This is a genomic window from Serratia sp. PL7, from assembly GCF_945957435.1.
Map to the genome: position 1 here is coordinate 758,216 of NZ_CAMFLB010000002.1, position 16,596 is coordinate 774,811.

Below are 16,596 nucleotides of genomic sequence, written 5' to 3' on the forward strand. Positions count from 1 at the left end.
CAGGTTCCTGTTGACGGATAGAGTAACGGCGCCGAGAAGCTTCCCCGGCGCCAAAACTGTATGAATAAACAGGAGTGTAACGAATTTAATCAGGTTTTGCACCTGCACCTTACCGTGTTTTGATAACCAGACGGTTACTCTGTTTGACTTCTTCCATCACGACGTAAGTACGGGTGTCATTAACCCCCGGTAAACGCAACAGAGTTTCGCCCAACAGCTTACGGTAAGCTGACATATCTGGCACACGGGTTTTCAACAGATAGTCGAAATCACCGGAAACCAGATGACACTCCTGAATTTCTTCAAGTTTTTGCACCGCAGAGTTGAATTGCTCAAACACATCCGGCGCGCCGCGGTTCAGCGTGATTTCCACGAAGACCAGCAGGGAAGCATCCAGATAATGCGGGTTAAGCAATGCGGTATACCCATGAATAAAGCCTTGACGCTCAAGACGGCGCACACGCTCCAAACAAGGGGTTGGGGATAATCCCACGCGCTTTGAAAGTTCGACGTTCGAAATACGCCCATCCTTTTGCAACTCATTAAGGATGTTGCGATCGATACGGTCGAGATCTTTACCCGGGCGTTTTTTAGTATCTACCATTATTATTGTCTCTCTTATGTTCTTCCCTGCACTTGCCACACCCTAGCCAACGTCAATGTGCAAGGATTTGTTCCAAGCGAAGACCCGATGCCTGTGTTAAGCGGTTCATTCCCCTGAGGGGAACAAGATACGTAATACCTACCAACCGCCCTTGTGCTTCGTCACTATTCGTCACTACCATCTTCCGCCGTTACCCAGCCTGTCTGTCACCTCTGGGCAACGAATTCAAATGATTTACGTTCAGAAATCCATCAACCACCGCCAGGGCAAACCCTCCCTCACCTATCGCGCCTCGGCAATATTCTGCCTGGGTGGCGAAAATGCCTGCGGTTTACGGCTGGCACGGGGTTAATTTCTTCTTCCTATGATGTTTTCGCAAATGCGCAGCGGATTGTCAAAGCAAAAGAAGCAAAATCAGTAGAACGTACCGCAAGCAAAAGTGAGCGCCTGATTTTTTGTTAGGAATTTCCCCCATTCAAAACCGGGTAGTTACCCACATAAACCCAACAAAAACCGCATTTTTAACCCATTCTGTACAAAATTATCGCTGCCGTTATCCCCGCCTACGCAAGGATAAAATATCGGCTGATAGGCGCGGGTTATCAAACAAATCGGTAACAACATCCCCTGGCGCTTTTTTTACTGCCGCATTTTCCCTACAATCGGTTCCATTGTCCGCCATTGTGGGAAACGAGGTTATTCATGGGCACGGCTAAACATAGCAAATTATTGATCCTGGGCTCTGGCCCAGCTGGCTACACCGCAGCGGTTTATGCGGCGCGCGCTAACCTGAACCCGGTCTTGATCACCGGTATGGAACAAGGCGGTCAGTTGACCACCACCACCGAAGTGGAGAACTGGCCAGGCGATGCCGAAGGCTTGACCGGCCCGGCGCTGATGGAGCGCATGCGTGAGCACGCAGAAAAGTTCGACACCCAGATCGTGTTTGACCATATCAACAGCGTCGATCTGCAGAACCGTCCTTTCCGCCTGTTGGGTGATAGTGGTGAATATACTTGCGATGCCTTGATTATCGCTACTGGTGCATCGGCCCGTTATTTAGGTCTGCCATCAGAAGAAGCGTTCAAGGGCAAAGGTGTCTCCGCCTGTGCCACCTGCGATGGTTTCTTCTATCGCAACCAGAAGGTCGCCGTGGTCGGTGGTGGCAATACCGCCGTGGAAGAAGCGCTGTATCTGTCGAATATCGCCTCTGAAGTTCACCTGGTGCACCGCCGCGACACTTTCCGCAGCGAAAAGATCCTGATCAATCGCCTGATGGAAAAAGTGAAGAACGGCAACATCACCCTGCATACGGACAGCACGCTGGACGAAGTGTTGGGCGATCAGATGGGCGTCACCGGGATGCGCTTACGCAGCACCAAAGACGCTGAGCAAACCAAAGAGTTAGAACTTGCCGGCGTATTTATCGCGATCGGCCACAGCCCGAACACCGCGATCTTTGGCGGGCAGCTTGAGCTGGAAAACGGCTATATCAAGGTGCAGTCCGGGATTCACGGTAACGCGACCCAGACTTCCATCCCAGGCGTATTTGCCGCAGGTGACGTCATGGATCACATTTACCGCCAGGCAATCACGTCAGCCGGAACGGGCTGTATGGCCGCACTGGATGCCGAACGCTATCTCGACGGTATCGCGCAGGCCGAAGTTAAGTAAGCCCTCATCAGCAATGATACCGAGGCGGCCTGTTGGCCGCCTTATTTCTATCCCCCACCCCTGAAAGTTCAAAACAACCCCATCCGCGCTAAAAACGTGACTGTTGCCCAAGTTATGAAAGGGATATTTAGTTCACGTCTACCGAGTGAAGAGGTAACATTAGCGTTCACTTGTCTTATTTCCCGCAGAGACAAACACTTTTTTAACAGTACGTTAACCAAGCCTGCTACAACAGGCATCGGCGACGCAGACACCTGATGAAAAAAACCAGACAGCACCAGTTAACCCGTTGGCTCAAAACACAGAGTACGTTGGCGCAGCGTTGGCTGCGTTTATCCATGCTGTTAGGTCTGGCAAGCGGCATTTTGATCGTCGCCCAGGCCTGGCTGTTGGCCTCACTGCTCCATGCGCTGATTATTGAACATCAGCCCCGTGGCGAACTGGTTTCGTCGTTTATCTGGTTGGCCGCTACCTTTGCTTTGCGCGCCTTCCTGAGCTGGCTGCGTGAACGAGTCGGCTTTATCTGCGGGCAGGTCATTCGCCAGCGTATGCGTGCGCAGGTGCTGGATAAGCTGCAACAGCTTGGCCCCGCCTGGATCCAGGGCAAGCCTGCCGGGAGCTGGGCCAGCATTATCGTTGAGCAAATTGAGGATATGCAGGATTACTATTCCCGCTATCTGCCGCAAATGTATCTGGCCGTGTTTATCCCGGTGCTGATCCTGATCACCGTCTTCCCGATCAACTGGGCGGCCGGGTTTATCCTGCTGGCTACTGCCCCGTTGATCCCACTGTTTATGGCACTGGTCGGTATGGGGGCGGCAGATGCCAACCGCCGTAACTTTATTGCGCTGGCCCGGCTCAGCGGCAATTTCCTCGATCGCCTGCGCGGCCTGGATACCCTGCGTCTGTTTAATCGCGGCCAGGCGGAAACCGATCACATTGCCAAATCCTCGGAAGATTTCCGCCAGCGCACCATGGAAGTGCTGCGCCTGGCCTTCCTCTCCTCCGCCGTGCTGGAGTTCTTCGCCTCGATTTCCATCGCCGTGGTGGCAGTCTATTTTGGCTTCTCCTACCTCGGTGAACTGGACTTTGGCAGCTACGGCACTGGTGTAACGCTGTTTGCCGGTTTTCTGGTGCTGATCCTGGCACCGGAGTTTTTCCAACCGCTGCGCGATCTGGGTGCCTTTTACCATGCCAAAGCCCAGGCCGTGGGCGCCGCCGAAGCGCTAGAAACCTTCCTGGCCGCCGAGGGAGAGCAGGTTGGCAATGGCTCCCTAATGCTAAATAGCGAAGAACCACTGGCCGTACAGGCACAGCAGTTGGAAATCCTCTCGCCCAATGGCGTAGTGCTTGCGGGGCCGCTTGATTTTACCTTACCTGCCAACCAGCGCATTGCCTTGGTCGGGCTTAGCGGTGCCGGGAAAAGTTCGTTGTTGAATCTGTTATTGGGCTTCCTGCCCTATCGGGGCTCCTTGCTGATCAATGGCATCGAACTGCGCGAGCTGGCTGCGGTTAACTGGCGTCAGCAACTGGGCTGGGTGGGGCAAAACCCCCATCTGCCAGCTCAAACGTTACGGGACAATATCCTACTCGGCTACCCACAGGCCAGCGAGGCCCAATTGCAACAGGCCGTCGAGCAGGCTTACGTCAGTGAATTCCTGCCCCACCTGCCAAAAGGGTTGGCTACCGATCTGGGCGACGGTGCTGCCCGCCTTTCCGTTGGGCAAGCTCAGCGTGTGGCCGTAGCGCGAGCGCTGCTCAGCCCCCGCCGTTTGCTGTTACTGGATGAACCTGCGGCCAGCCTGGACGCCCACAGCGAACGTTTGGTGATGCAGGCGCTGAATGCAGCCTCCCATCAGCAGACCACGCTGTTGGTCACGCACCAGTTGGAAGATACCGAAGATTATGACCAGATTTGGGTGATGGACAGCGGCAAAATCGTGCAGCAGGGCAACTACGCCACGCTCAGCGCCCAGCCCGGTCTGTTTGCCAAACTGATTGCACACCGCAGCGGGGAGCTATAATCATGCGCGTTTTGCTGCCATTCCTGGCGTTGTATCGCCGCCACACGTTTCTGATTTTACTGGGTATCGTGCTGGCCATCGTCACCCTGCTGGCCAGTATCGGCCTGCTGGCGCTGTCCGGCTGGTTCCTGGCCGCCTCTTCACTGGCCGGGCTGGCGGGGTTGTATACCTTCAACTACATGCTACCGGCCGCTGGCGTACGGGGCGCGGCTATCTTCCGTACCGCCGGGCGTTATGCAGAGCGGGTCGTCAGCCATGACGCCACTTTCCGTGTGTTGTCCCATCTGCGGGTATTTACCTTCCGCAAGATCCTGCCGCTGTCACCGGGTGGTATTGCCCGCTTCCGTCAGGCTGAGCTTCTCAACCGCCTGGTTGCCGACGTCGATACGCTCGATCACCTCTACCTACGCGTTATTTCGCCGATGGTCAGCGCTGCGGTGGTGATTGTGGTGGTCACCTTCGGCCTCAGTTGGCTGGATGTTCCACTAGCCCTGACGCTGGGCGGAATTTTGTTATTGCTGTTGCTGGCCGTTCCGCCGATCTTCTATCGCGCAGGCAAGCCTATTGGGGAAGAGTTGACCCTGTTACGCAGCCAGTACCGCACCGACCTGACCGCCTGGCTCCAGGGGCAGGCCGAACTGGTGGTGTTTGGCGCGCTGGACGGTTTCCGAAATAAGCTCAGTGCAACCGAACAGCGTTGGCAAAGCCGTCAGTGGCAACAGGCTTCGCTAGGGGGGATTGCTCAGGCGCTGATGATCCTGGCAAGTGGCCTCACCGTCACGCTATTGATGTGGCTTGCCGCTGCGGGGATCGGTGGCGACACCCAACCCGGGGCTCTGATTGCCCTGTTTGCCTTTGCCGCCCTGGCCTCTTTTGAAGCCATGATGCCCGTCGCCGCCGCGTTCCAACATCTGGGCCAGGTGATCGCTTCGGCAACCCGGGTCAAGCAGATCATCGATCAGCAACCGGAAGTCACCTTCCCTGCCAGCGGTCCAGCCTCACAACCGGGCGCAGAGCTGCAACTGAGCGAGGTGTCCTTCACCTATCCCGACCAACCGCTGCCGGTGTTGAACAACGTGACGCTGAACATCGCCGCTGGTGAGCACATCGCGCTGTTGGGCCGTACCGGCTGTGGTAAATCGACCCTATTGCAATTACTGACCCGCGCCTGGAATGCTGACAGCGGCCAAATCCTGCTCAACGACCAACCATTGGCTAGCTATGATGAAGCTACGCTGCGCGCCATGACTACGGTAGTGAGCCAACGGGTACATATCTTCAGCAGTACCCTGCGTGAAAACTTGCGTATCGCCGCACCTGCGGCCAGCGATGAGGACTTAAACCTCGCACTGCAACAAGTCGGTCTGGATAAGCTGCTGGAAAATGAGGGGCTGAATGCCTGGCTGGGTGAAGGTGGCCGCCAGCTTTCCGGTGGTGAGCAACGCCGTCTGGGCATTGCCCGAGCCCTGCTGCATCGAGCCCCGCTATTACTGATGGATGAGCCAACCGAAGGGCTGGATGCCGAGACTGAGCAACAGATCCTGGCCCTGCTGCGTCAGCATTGCCGCGGCAAGACGTTAATTCTGGTGACTCACAGACTCTATGGGCTGGAGCATTTCGATCGCATCTGTGTGATGGATGGCGGCAGTATCGTGGAACAAGGTAGCCACGCAGCGCTGATGCGCCAGCCTGGCCGTTACGCCCAATTCCGCCAACGTATCAGTAATGTATCGCTGTAAAACCGCCTGTAGGCGACGCTAAGAGGTTTTATGCGCATTGTTAAGCTGTCATCGCAGTCTGTAGCGTTTCCCTCACCAGAGGCCGCCCTGCACGATCCTAACGGACTGCTGGCCATCGGTGGCGATTTGACACCTGTGCGGTTGCTGGCAGCCTATGAGCGCGGGATCTTCCCCTGGTATTCGCCTGGGGAGGCCATCCTCTGGTGGTCTCCGGATCCACGGGCGGTGCTGTTCCCAACGGAATACCATGTCAGCCGCAGCTTCAAGCGATTCCTGCGCAACCCGCCGTTCCGCATTACCCTCAATCACGATTTTGCCGCCGTGATCGCCGCATGCTCATACCGCCCCGATGAAGGCACCTGGATCGGCGAGGAGGTGCAGCAAGCCTATTTACAATTGCATCGCCTTGGTCACGCCCATTCCGTTGAGGTGTGGCAGGGAGAAGAGCTGGTCGGCGGCCTGTACGGTGTCGCCCAGGGAGCGCTGTTCTGCGGTGAATCAATGTTTAGCCGCACCACCAACGCATCAAAGTGTGCTTTATGGGCGTTTTGCCGCCATTTTGCCGGTTATGGAGGAGAATTGGTTGACTGTCAGGTGCTTAACGCTCACACTGCCCGGCTTGGAGCGAGAGAAATTCCCCGCCGCCAATTTTTGCAGCAGTTGAGCAACCTTCAGCGCAGGGTGTTAGCGCCGGAATGCTGGACAGCGCAAGTCATACCCCCACAGCTGGTTGAACTGCCCTCCCAAACTGACTAATTTTGTGGAATCGGTGCATTGTTCACCGACACTCCTTTACATAATGTGGGTTTTTCGGCATTATCTTGCCGGTTAAAAACTAAGGTAGTTACACCTAGAGGATTCGATGGCCAAAGAAGACAATATTGAAATGCAGGGCACCGTTCTTGATACGCTGCCGAACACCATGTTCCGTGTTGAATTGGAAAACGGGCACGTGGTTACCGCTCATATCTCCGGTAAAATGCGCAAAAACTATATCCGCATCCTGACGGGTGACAAAGTCACTGTAGAGCTGACCCCGTACGACCTGAGCAAAGGCCGCATTGTCTTCCGTAGCCGTTAATCGGCTCACCCGTCGCCAACCATTGGCGACACCGAGGATGTGATCCCTCAAAAGAGCCCTTTCCGTTTACCGCCGCAGCAACGTTCTCCACCGAGTTGTATTGGCGCAGGTAAACTGAGAGGGCTCACTCATTTTATAAGGGCGACATATTCCGTTCGACCGCTACGCCCTTTTAACGGCATACGGCGCCCTCACAGCAGTCCGTGAAATTCACGTATAAAAAAAGCGATGCCAAGGCATCGCTTTTTCGTTACCTGCCTACCGCTTAGTGCACCGCACCTTCATCCGCTTTACGCTTCTGGGCGCTGAGGAAGTGGTAAGTCAGCTGTTTCTTGTCTGCATCCAGCTCGACTTTCACCGAGCCGCCGTCAACCAGAGAACCAAACAGCAGTTCGTTGGCCAGCGGTTTTTTCAGGCTTTCCTGCATCACACGCGCCATTGGACGAGCGCCCATCGCACGGTCATAGCCTTTCACCGACAGCCAGTCACGCGCTTCGTCGCTCACTTCCATCGACACGCCCTTCGCATCCAGCTGTGCCTGCAGTTCGACGATAAACTTGTCGACCACCTGCTGGATCACCGCAGGAGACAGATGGTTGAACCAGATGACGTTGTCCAGACGGTTACGGAATTCTGGCGTAAACACCTTCTTGATCTCGTCCATCGCGTCGATGCTGTTGTCCTGTTCGATCAGGCCAATCGATTTGCGTTCGGTTTCACGTACCCCGGCGTTGGTGGTCATCACCAGGATCACGTTACGGAAGTCTGCTTTACGGCCGTTGTTATCGGTCAGCGTCCCGTTGTCCATCACCTGCAACAGCAGGTTGAACACGTCCGGGTGCGCTTTCTCGATTTCATCCAGCAGGACCACCGCGTGCGGATGTTTGATCACCGCATCGGTCAGCAGGCCGCCCTGATCGTAACCGACGTAGCCCGGAGGCGCACCAATCAGACGGCTGACGGTATGACGTTCCATATATTCGGACATATCAAACCGCAGCAATTCGATATCCAGCGCCTTCGCCAGCTGCACGGTAACCTCTGTTTTCCCTACCCCGGTCGGCCCGGCGAACAGGAAGGAACCCACCGGCTTGCGATCCTGGCCCAGACCGGCACGGCTCATCTTGATCGCTTCGGTCAGCGCCTCAATGGCCGGATCCTGGCCAAACACCAGCATTTTCAGGCGGTCGCTCAGGCTTCTCAGCACGTCGCGATCGCTGGCGGAGACGGTTTTTTCCGGGATACGCGCAATGCGTGCAACCACGGATTCGATATCCGCCACGTTGACCGTTTTCTTACGCTTGTTCACCGGCAGCAACCGGCTACGCGCACCAGCCTCATCGATCACATCGATCGCCTTGTCCGGCAGATGACGGTCGTTGATGTATTTCACCGACAGCTCCACCGCAGCACGTACCGCTTTAGCGGTGTAACGCACGTCATGGTGCGCTTCGTACTTGGTTTTCAGACCGTTGATGATCTGAATGGTCTCTTCCGGCGTCGGCTCGGTAATGTCTATTTTCTGGAAGCGACGCGCCAGCGCACGGTCCTTTTCGAAAATATTGCTGAACTCCTGATAGGTGGTGGAGCCAATCACCCGGATCTTGCCGCTCGACAGCAGCGGTTTGATCAGGTTGGCGGCATCCACTTGCCCACCGGAAGCCGCACCGGCACCGATGATGGTATGAATTTCGTCGATAAACAGGATGCTGTTCTTATCCTGCTCCAGCTGTTTGAGCAGCGCCTTGAAGCGCTTCTCGAAGTCGCCACGGTATTTGGTGCCTGCCAGCAATGAGCCGATGTCCAGCGAGTAGAGCGTGCAGTCTGCCATCACCTCTGGCACGTCGCCCTGCACGATCCGCCACGCCAGCCCTTCGGCAATGGCGGTTTTACCTACGCCGGATTCCCCCACCAGCAGCGGGTTGTTTTTACGGCGGCGGCACAGCACCTGAATGGCGCGCTCCAGTTCACGGTCACGGCCAATCAGCGGATCGATACCGCCGACGCGGGCCAGTTGGTTGAGGTTGGTGGTGAAGTTTTCCATACGGTCTTCCCCTCCAGGCTGCTCTTCGTTTACCGGGTTTTCCGCATTAGGTGCCTGGCCCGGCTCATCTTTACGTGTACCATGTGAAATGAAGTTCACCACGTCCAGACGGCTGACGTCGTGTTTACGCAGCAGATATGCCGCCTGGGACTCCTGTTCGCTGAAGATCGCCACCAACACGTTGGCACCGCTCACTTCGCTCCGGCCGGAGGACTGCACGTGGAATACCGCACGCTGCAGTACACGCTGGAAGCTGAGCGTCGGCTGGGTGTCGCGCTCCTCTTCGCTGGTGGGCAGCGTTGGTGTGGTTTGTTCGATAAAGGCTTCCAGCTCCTGGCGTAACGCGGCCAGATCCACCGTACAAGCCTCGAGCGCTTCGCGCGCGGCAGGGTTGCTGAGTAACGCCAGCAACAGGTGCTCCACGGTCATAAACTCATGTCTGTGCTCGCGCGCTCTGGCGAAAGCCATGTTGAGACTGAGTTCCAATTCTTGATTGAGCATAGGCACCTCCCCAATAGATTGCCTTTTCAGGCTTTTTCCAGCGTACAGAGCAACGGATGCTCATTCTCCCTTGCGTAACGGTTCACATGGACCACCTTGGTTTCCGCAACCTCGGCGGTGAAAACACCGCAGATCGCCTTGCCTTGATAGTGGACCGTGAGCATCAGTTGCGTTGCACGTTCAATATCATAAGAAAAGAACTTTTGCAGAACGTCAATCACAAATTCCATCGGTGTGTAATCGTCGTTGTTAAGTATAACTTTATACATTGACGGCGGTTTTACCGCATCGATTTGTTTTTCTTCGGCCAAGTGTTCAATATTTAGCCAATCGTTGCTATTGCCCATTGCTGCTCATCTTCTCTGCCATGCCTCAGTATATGGGGCCATGTTCGGGTTATTCAAACGGGAGTATCAAGACTATTTTACCATCTTCGCGGTTAACGTGCCGCAGCACAACGCGATTAATCGCCCCTATCGCAGCCACAATTTGTTACCAAACCATATCAATAGCGTTAACTACTTCAAACTTTAGTGAACTGCCCGACACGGGCATTGGCCGATCCCTTGACGTGTTGATCATTTGCTCTAGAGTGTAATTTTGTGAGTTGTTGGTCTTTTGACCAGTTGGAACTCACCTGGATCAGTTATTCATCTCATTTTAAAAATAGCATTGCGAGGGATGTAGCAGCATGGAGACGGGTACTGTTAAATGGTTCAATAACGCCAAAGGGTTCGGCTTTATCTGCCCGGAAGGCGGCGGTGAAGATATCTTCGCGCATTATTCAACAATTAAAATGGATGGCTACCGAACGTTGAAAGCGGGCCAGCAGGTCAGGTTCGACGTACATCAAGGGCCGAAAGGAAACCACGCGAGCCTGATTATGCCGCTGGAAAGCGAGGCAATGGCCTAAACGCGCCCCTTCAGCCACTTCTGCACTGCCAACTCAAAATGCCAGCCGCCGTACGACTGGCATTTTATTTTTGCTGTTACTCACGCGCCAAGGCGTCAATCGGATTCAACCGCGCAGCGCTACGTGCTGGCAGATAGCCGAACACCACGCCTATACCGGTGGAACACAAGAACGCACTCAGCAAGGCCACCGGCGGGAAGCTGATCTGCCAGCCCGGCATCGCCAATTGCACCAACAGGCCAATCGCGAACGACAGCGCTATCCCCAACGCGCCCCCCACCAGGCAGACCAGCACCGCCTCGATCAGGAACTGTTGCAGGACATCGCCAGAGCGCGCGCCCACCGCCATGCGAATGCCGATTTCACGCGTTCTTTCCGTTACCGAGACCAGCATGATATTCATCACTCCAATCCCGCCCACCACCAGCGAAATCACCGCCACCAGGGTCAGGAACAGTTGCAGCGTACGGGTGGTTTTCTCCGCGGTTTGCACCAGGCTGTCCATGTTGTAGGTGAAGAAGTCTTTCTTGCCGTGGCGCAACGTCAGCAACCGCGTCAACTGCTGTTCCGCTTCCTGGCTGTTATAGCCTTCACGGATACGCACGGTGATCGAGTCAAAATAGTCGTTGCCCATCAGGCGATTGGCCATCGTGCTATAGGGCACCCATACGCTAAGCGCCTTGCTGCTGCCGAACATCGACTGTTTTTCCTGCGCCACACCCACTACCGTGGCTGGCATATTGCCGATCAGGATCACCTCACCCACCACGTTTTTTTTATGCGGGAACAGCCGCCGCTGGGTATTGGCGTCGATCACCACCACCTGTGCCTGAGATTGCACCTGTTGGGCATCGATACCAACCCCCTGAGAAAGCGCCATGCCGTATACTCGAAAATATTGTTCACTGACGCCCGCGACGTTGGCGGCCACATCAATATTGCCAAACCGTAGTCGCATGCTGCTGCTGATATTCGGCGAAAGCGCACTGACATAGGGCTGTTCACGCAACGCGCCTAGATCGCCATATTTCAACGCCTGGCGGAAGCTGGGATCATCGTCTCCAAAGTCTTTGCCGGGATAGATGTCTACGGTGTTGGTGCCGATGGATTTGATGTCTGCCAGGATCATCTGCTTGGCGGCGTCGCCGATCACCAGGATCGAAACCACCGAGGCAATGCCGATGATGATCCCCAACATGGTTAACGCCGTGCGCATCTTGTTGGCTGCCATAGCACGCCAAGCCATCACCAACGCCTCACGGAAACGACCCGCTACCTGCTGCCAGGAAGGCGCTGGCGTGGCCATATCCAGCATTTTGGCCTGCGGGTTACCCTGCGCCTGTGGCCGAGAATCGGCGATGATTTCACCGTCCCGGATCTCGATAATCCGCTCTGCCTGTTGTGCTACCGCTGGATCGTGCGTGACGATAATCACGGTGTGCCCCTGCTCGCGCAGTTGCTTGAGGATCGTCATCACCTCTTCACCGGAATGGCTGTCGAGCGCACCGGTCGGTTCATCCGCCAGGATCACCTGGCCACCGTTCATCAAAGCCCGCGCAATACTGACACGCTGCTGCTGCCCCCCCGAAAGCTGGCTTGGCCGGTAGGTGATACGTTCCCCCAGCCCCAGACGTTGCAACAAAGCCGCCGCCCTTTCGCGCCGTGCTGCCTTGCCCAGACCGGCATAAACCGCAGGCACCTCCACGTTATGCGCCGCACTCAGATGGGGTAGCAGATGATAGCGCTGGAAGATAAAGCCAAAATGCTCGCGCCGCAGTTGGGCCAGCGCATCACCATCAAGCGTTGCCACATCCTGCCCGGCTACGCGGTAAGTCCCGGCGCTGGGCTTGTCCAGGCAGCCGAGAATGTTCATCAGCGTCGATTTACCGGAGCCGGAAGCCCCCATAATCGCCACCATCTCACCGGCATCAATGCGCAGACTGACATTTTTCAGCACGTCTATGGTCTGATCGCCGGAGAGGTAGCTGCGCCGGATATCACTAAGTTCTAACAGTGCCGTCATCAGCTGGCCTCCGCGCCGCCGCGGCTGACAATCACTTCTTCACCGGCCTGCAACCCGCTGACAATCTGCACATCCACATTGTTGCGAATGCCGATCGTGACTTCACGCTTCTCTTCCTTGCCCTGTTTCAGCACCGAAATGTGGTAACGGTTATCGGCGATCTGATCCCCCAATGCCGCCAGCGGGATCACCAGCGCATCGCTGACGCCAGCCAGCTGAATATGCACCTGCGCGGTCATTTGCAGACGCAGCAAGCCCTGTGGGTTTGGCACTTCGAAACGCGCGTAATAGAAAATGGCGTTGTTGACCTTCTCCGGCGTGGGCTGAATGTCTTTCAGCGCGCCGTCAAAACGTTTGCTCGGATCCCCCAGCACGGTAAACCAGGCTTTCAGCCCCGGCTTGAGGTGGATCACGTCCGCCTCGGAAACCTGGGCCTTCACCAGCATGGTACTCATGTCTGCCAACGTCAGAATGTTGGGCGCTTGCTGCGCGGCGATCACCGTCTGGCCCTGCAAGGTGGTGATCTGTACCACATCGCCGTCCATCGGCGCTTCGATACGGGTGTAGGCAAGGTTGATTTTGGCGGTATCCAGGCTGGCCTGATTTTTGGCGATCTCCGCCCGAGTGGTCGCAACCTGCGCCTTTTTCACCGCCAGATTGGTGGCGAATTGGTCCAGATCCTGGCGCGATACTGCCTGCACCTTGGCCAGTTCGCGGTTACGCTGCAAAGTGACCTCCGCCAGTTGCTGCTCCGCCAAAGCCTGTTGCAGCTGGGCTTGCAGTTGCTGCAGCGTGGCTTCGCCTTCCCGAATGCTGTTTTGTGCCTGCTGAGGATCGATAATGCCGAGCAGTTGGCCTTTTTGCACTTTATCGCCAATCTCGACCTTCAGGCTCTCCAACTGTCCGCTGACCTGAGCCCCCACATCAACCTTACGCACCGCGTCCAGTTGGCCGGTTGCCAATACGCTTTGTTCAAGATCGCGTTTAACGACCTTGACGGTTTTAAACTCCACCGGGGCCGGATGGCTAAAGTGCCAATAAGCCACAGCGGCAAGCACCACCAGAACGGCGCACACCAGCAACCCGCGTTTCTTACTTTTGAATAACCACGTCAATGTTTGTTCCTACCTATTTCCTGTCATTCTCAGGCTGCCAACCATGGCAACCCAAGTAAATTAGCATGTTGCGTTTCCGATAACTAAACCCAGGCTCAACGTATTTCGAGCAATGCAATTTTGCCATGCCGTATTGAACTCCTGTTTAGTGAAGCCTTGATGAAATAGTCATTTAGACACAAACCAGGATTTCATCATGTCTCAGCTCAGCTATCCACTCATATCGGCCGAACCGGCCAGCCAACTGATGACGGCACTGATCAACGGCGAGAAAGTGCCCAGCAATGCCTGGAAAAAAACGTCATTCCGCCTTAAGTTTCTTGGCCGTTCGCTACTCTGCTGGCCCACGACTCGTAGCCTGCTCAATACGCTGGCCGCCAACCCGCTGCTGGATGAGATTTTAAGCGCGCAGCCCAATCTACCCTGCAAGCTGCATCGCCCCTATCTGGCGAATAACATGAGCCGCATCGACCGTCTGTTTGCCCTGCGCGATCACTACGATCTGCTCGCCCAACGCATGCCGCTGAAGATGCACCTCGGCCAACTGGGGAGCCATCCCTTTACCTTGAGCCGCGCACAGGACAAAAATGGTGAGCACATCTGCCTGCAACTGGCCTCTCTGGACCACTTGAATAAAGAGGGTGAAACGACACTGCTGTTGCGCAATAGCCAAGGGATCATGCTGGCTGAAATGACCTTCACCTTGATGATTTACCAGCAACAACCCACGTTATTTATCGGCGGTATGCAAGGCGCCAATTCCACGGTGCCGCACGCTGAGATCCAGAATACGACCAAAGCCTGCCACGGCCTGTTTCCAAAACGCCTGGTGTTGGAAGGCATTTGCCACCTGGCCCAACAGTTGGGTATCCGGCAGTTGATCGCGGTAGGCAACACCACCCATATTTACCAAAACTGGCGCTACCACCACAAAAAGAAAAGCCAGTTGCATGCTGATTACGATCAGTTCTGGCTTTCCATGGGCGGCAAGCAACTCGATAACGGCTATTTCCTGTTACCCGAGCGCATTGGCCGCAAGCCGATGGAAACCATCGCCAGCAAAAAACGCGCGGAATATCGCCGCCGTTACCAGTTACTGGATGAGCTCCAACAGGGGATCAGCAAACACTTTTCTTAATCCGCCCGGCCCCGCGCCAGCCACATCACGCGGGAGAACATTTTCTTCAACAACGGTGGCACCGAGTCGGTGCCCCACGCTCCGGCCTGCATGGCCACCTCAATCGCCAGATCGGGTTTTGAAGTGTGATGCACCGCTTTGATGATCACCTTACGCACCGGCATCTGTACCTTTAGCGGTACCGAAGCCACCCGGTGATAGACCGAGCTGAATCCCTCCCGATACATGAAATGCTCCATATCCGGCGCAGGTAGCACGGTTAAACGATCGCGCTCGTTATCTTCGTGATTATCCAGCATGCTGCGTACGGCATTGGCATATTTCTTCCCCGCTTCGTCACCATCTACCAGGGCGTGCCATTGAATGCCCATGCGCCGGGCAAACTTCAGCAAGGGTTTCAGCCCACATTGGGCAAACTCGATCACCCTCACGCCTTCGGACTCGAAACGATAGCCACACTGGCGCGCCAGTTCGTTGAGCAGCCAGACCTCGGTTTCCCCTTCCACCAGCAGCCAGCAACGGGCAAACAGCGAGGACGGCCGGTTAAAGCGAATATGGAACGCAATGCGCCGCCCGTCCTCCGCACTTAGCCCCTTTGGCCCAAGGCGATAGGTAGCAACCCGGGCCGATTCGCGCACCAAGCGGCAAATATGCTCCACCGGCACTAGCGACACCAGTTCGCTGGAGTTGGTGGTGGTAATACGCTGCAACGGCATCTGGTTGAGCAACCCCCAGGCTACCGACAGCATGATGGGATGCAGGCGCGTTTCCGGGTCTTCAACCAGTAATAATGGCCGGGCATGGGGATCGAGTTTTACGTTGCCCTTGGCCTGCAGCAACGTAGAAAACATCCCCAACAGGATCAATCGCATGCTGCGGCTGTTAGGTTCTGCAATCATGCGGTTGATGCTGTCCAACGAACGCCACGCCTGCTGTTCCGGCGGCTGACGATGGCGGCGAGGCCCGGCAACCTGCGAACCTTGCTCGGCAAAATAGTGTTCAAGCAACTGCTGCATCGCCGCTAGCCCCTGCCGCAGTTCGGAGTTCGTCAACTTTTGCGGGTTACGCACCAGTTCACGCGTCAGTTGATCCAACTGCTGTGCCAGGGCTTCGTTATCGGCAGGGAGGCGATCGCTGAGTGAGCTGGGCCGCAGACGGCGGATAAAACGTGCATCACGCAGCCGCAGCACCGGATGAATACGGATCAGGGCGTGTACCAGTTGATCGATATGGTGCAAGTGCAAGGCGTTGCCATCGGCATCAAGAAAACGCCGCCAGGTGCATACCGTGCCATCATCGTCTAGTTCTCCTTCGCAGCAATAGTGAATGCGGCCCAGGTTATCTTCCCCCTTCGACCACAGCGGCGAAAGATGGCGATAGCGCGGCAGATGCGCATGACCGGTATCCTTTTCACAAAAGGTGAAGATGATCTGCAAATGACGATCTTTGGCCGCCTCGTCGCCAGGTGGGAAGTAGAAATCTTTGGCTTCAAAACGATACAGCGTCTGTTCGGGGGCCAGTAAAAAGGTCATGGCGTCCAGCAGGCTGGACTTGCCCCAGGCATTTTCCCCGAGTAGCACGGTATTATCATCCAGCGTCAGTGAAAGCCGGTTGATACCGCGGAATCCTACAATCTCAATACGCTCCAGGTACATCTGCTGACTCCTTTATTCGCCTGATACCTTGAGGATGAGCAATAAAGCCATTACAGGTCAAGCAGACATTGCTACAGCGTGCTGC

At 55.8% G+C, this 16,596-nt stretch carries 13 protein-coding genes; 7 read left to right on the plus strand and 6 right to left on the minus strand.

Features of this window, described 5'->3' with window-relative positions; translation table 11 throughout:
- Positions 1–109: 109 nt before the first annotated feature.
- A complete protein-coding gene (lrp, locus tag N6G83_RS17960) occupies positions 110–604 on the minus strand; it encodes a leucine-responsive transcriptional regulator Lrp (RefSeq protein WP_021804943.1) in 495 nt (164 codons plus the stop codon).
- 702 nt (positions 605–1,306) lie between these two features.
- Between lrp and trxB the strand changes: the two genes are divergently transcribed.
- The 5 genes from trxB (at position 1,307) to infA (ending at position 7,122) form a co-directional block, all read left to right on the plus strand.
- Complete coding sequence (trxB, locus tag N6G83_RS17965; RefSeq protein ID WP_211135712.1) at positions 1,307–2,278, plus strand: thioredoxin-disulfide reductase; 972 nt, start codon at positions 1,307–1,309, stop codon at positions 2,276–2,278.
- Positions 2,279–2,535: 257 nt separating this feature from the next.
- Positions 2,536–4,302 carry a heme ABC transporter permease/ATP-binding protein CydD gene (gene cydD / locus N6G83_RS17970; protein ID WP_211135713.1) on the plus strand — a complete coding sequence of 589 codons (1,767 nt, stop codon included), beginning with the start codon at positions 2,536–2,538 and terminating at the stop codon, positions 4,300–4,302.
- Between the two features lie 2 nt (positions 4,303–4,304).
- Positions 4,305–6,041: a heme ABC transporter ATP-binding protein/permease CydC gene (cydC, locus tag N6G83_RS17975; protein ID WP_211135714.1), complete on the plus strand. Its 1,737-nt coding sequence runs from the start codon at positions 4,305–4,307 to the stop codon at positions 6,039–6,041.
- Between the two features lie 30 nt (positions 6,042–6,071).
- On the plus strand, positions 6,072–6,797 hold the full coding sequence (gene aat, locus N6G83_RS17980; protein ID WP_199061848.1) for a leucyl/phenylalanyl-tRNA--protein transferase: 726 nt from the start codon (positions 6,072–6,074) through the stop codon (positions 6,795–6,797).
- A gap of 106 nt (positions 6,798–6,903) precedes the next feature.
- Positions 6,904–7,122, plus strand: a complete 219-nt coding sequence (gene infA, locus N6G83_RS17985; RefSeq protein WP_002211347.1) for a translation initiation factor IF-1 — start codon at positions 6,904–6,906, stop codon at positions 7,120–7,122.
- Between the two features lie 265 nt (positions 7,123–7,387).
- Here the strand turns inward: infA and clpA are convergent, their stop codons facing one another.
- Complete coding sequence (gene clpA, locus N6G83_RS17990) at positions 7,388–9,667, minus strand: ATP-dependent Clp protease ATP-binding subunit ClpA (RefSeq protein WP_024529873.1); 2,280 nt, start codon at positions 9,665–9,667, stop codon at positions 7,388–7,390.
- A gap of 26 nt (positions 9,668–9,693) precedes the next feature.
- Positions 9,694–10,014 carry an ATP-dependent Clp protease adapter ClpS gene (gene clpS / locus N6G83_RS17995; RefSeq protein WP_021804950.1) on the minus strand — a complete coding sequence of 107 codons (321 nt, stop codon included), beginning with the start codon at positions 10,012–10,014 and terminating at the stop codon, positions 9,694–9,696.
- A gap of 344 nt (positions 10,015–10,358) precedes the next feature.
- On the opposite strand from clpS, the gene cspD reads away from it, so the two are divergent.
- On the plus strand, positions 10,359–10,580 hold the full coding sequence (gene cspD / locus N6G83_RS18000; RefSeq protein ID WP_021804952.1) for a cold shock-like protein CspD: 222 nt from the start codon (positions 10,359–10,361) through the stop codon (positions 10,578–10,580).
- 76 nt (positions 10,581–10,656) lie between these two features.
- Here cspD and macB read toward each other — a convergent pair whose 3' ends face one another.
- Both macB and macA read right to left on the minus strand, forming a co-directional pair.
- Complete coding sequence (gene macB / locus N6G83_RS18005) at positions 10,657–12,603, minus strand: macrolide ABC transporter ATP-binding protein/permease MacB (protein WP_024529874.1); 1,947 nt, start codon at positions 12,601–12,603, stop codon at positions 10,657–10,659.
- Positions 12,603–13,718, minus strand: a complete 1,116-nt coding sequence (gene macA, locus N6G83_RS18010; RefSeq protein ID WP_098927851.1) for a macrolide transporter subunit MacA — start codon at positions 13,716–13,718, stop codon at positions 12,603–12,605. The genes macB and macA overlap by 1 nt, the downstream gene beginning before the upstream one ends.
- A gap of 196 nt (positions 13,719–13,914) precedes the next feature.
- Between macA and N6G83_RS18015 the strand changes: the two genes are divergently transcribed.
- Positions 13,915–14,856, plus strand: coding sequence for a VirK/YbjX family protein (locus N6G83_RS18015; RefSeq protein ID WP_211135715.1), 942 nt, complete (start codon positions 13,915–13,917; stop codon positions 14,854–14,856).
- Here N6G83_RS18015 and N6G83_RS18020 read toward each other — a convergent pair.
- The gene (locus tag N6G83_RS18020) at positions 14,853–16,511 is read right to left on the minus strand and encodes an ATP-dependent endonuclease (RefSeq protein WP_024529877.1); all 1,659 of its coding nucleotides are present in this window, start codon (positions 16,509–16,511) and stop codon (positions 14,853–14,855) included. The genes N6G83_RS18015 and N6G83_RS18020 overlap by 4 nt on opposite strands.
- Positions 16,512–16,596 lie beyond the last annotated feature (85 nt).

Coding starts and splice junctions, on each gene's coding strand:
- cydC (WP_211135714.1), top strand. CDS start 4,305: ATGCGCGTTTTGCTGCCATTCCTGGCGTTGTATCGCCGCCACACGTTT.
- aat (WP_199061848.1), top strand. CDS start 6,072: ATGCGCATTGTTAAGCTGTCATCGCAGTCTGTAGCGTTTCCCTCACCA.
- trxB (WP_211135712.1), top strand. CDS start 1,307: ATGGGCACGGCTAAACATAGCAAATTATTGATCCTGGGCTCTGGCCCA.
- lrp (WP_021804943.1), bottom strand. CDS start 604: ATGGTAGATACTAAAAAACGCCCGGGTAAAGATCTCGACCGTATCGAT.
- infA (WP_002211347.1), top strand. CDS start 6,904: ATGGCCAAAGAAGACAATATTGAAATGCAGGGCACCGTTCTTGATACG.
- clpA (WP_024529873.1), bottom strand. CDS start 9,667: ATGCTCAATCAAGAATTGGAACTCAGTCTCAACATGGCTTTCGCCAGA.
- cydD (WP_211135713.1), top strand. CDS start 2,536: ATGAAAAAAACCAGACAGCACCAGTTAACCCGTTGGCTCAAAACACAG.
- N6G83_RS18020 (WP_024529877.1), bottom strand. CDS start 16,511: ATGTACCTGGAGCGTATTGAGATTGTAGGATTCCGCGGTATCAACCGG.
- clpS (WP_021804950.1), bottom strand. CDS start 10,014: ATGGGCAATAGCAACGATTGGCTAAATATTGAACACTTGGCCGAAGAA.
- cspD (WP_021804952.1), top strand. CDS start 10,359: ATGGAGACGGGTACTGTTAAATGGTTCAATAACGCCAAAGGGTTCGGC.
- macB (WP_024529874.1), bottom strand. CDS start 12,603: ATGACGGCACTGTTAGAACTTAGTGATATCCGGCGCAGCTACCTCTCC.
- N6G83_RS18015 (WP_211135715.1), top strand. CDS start 13,915: ATGTCTCAGCTCAGCTATCCACTCATATCGGCCGAACCGGCCAGCCAA.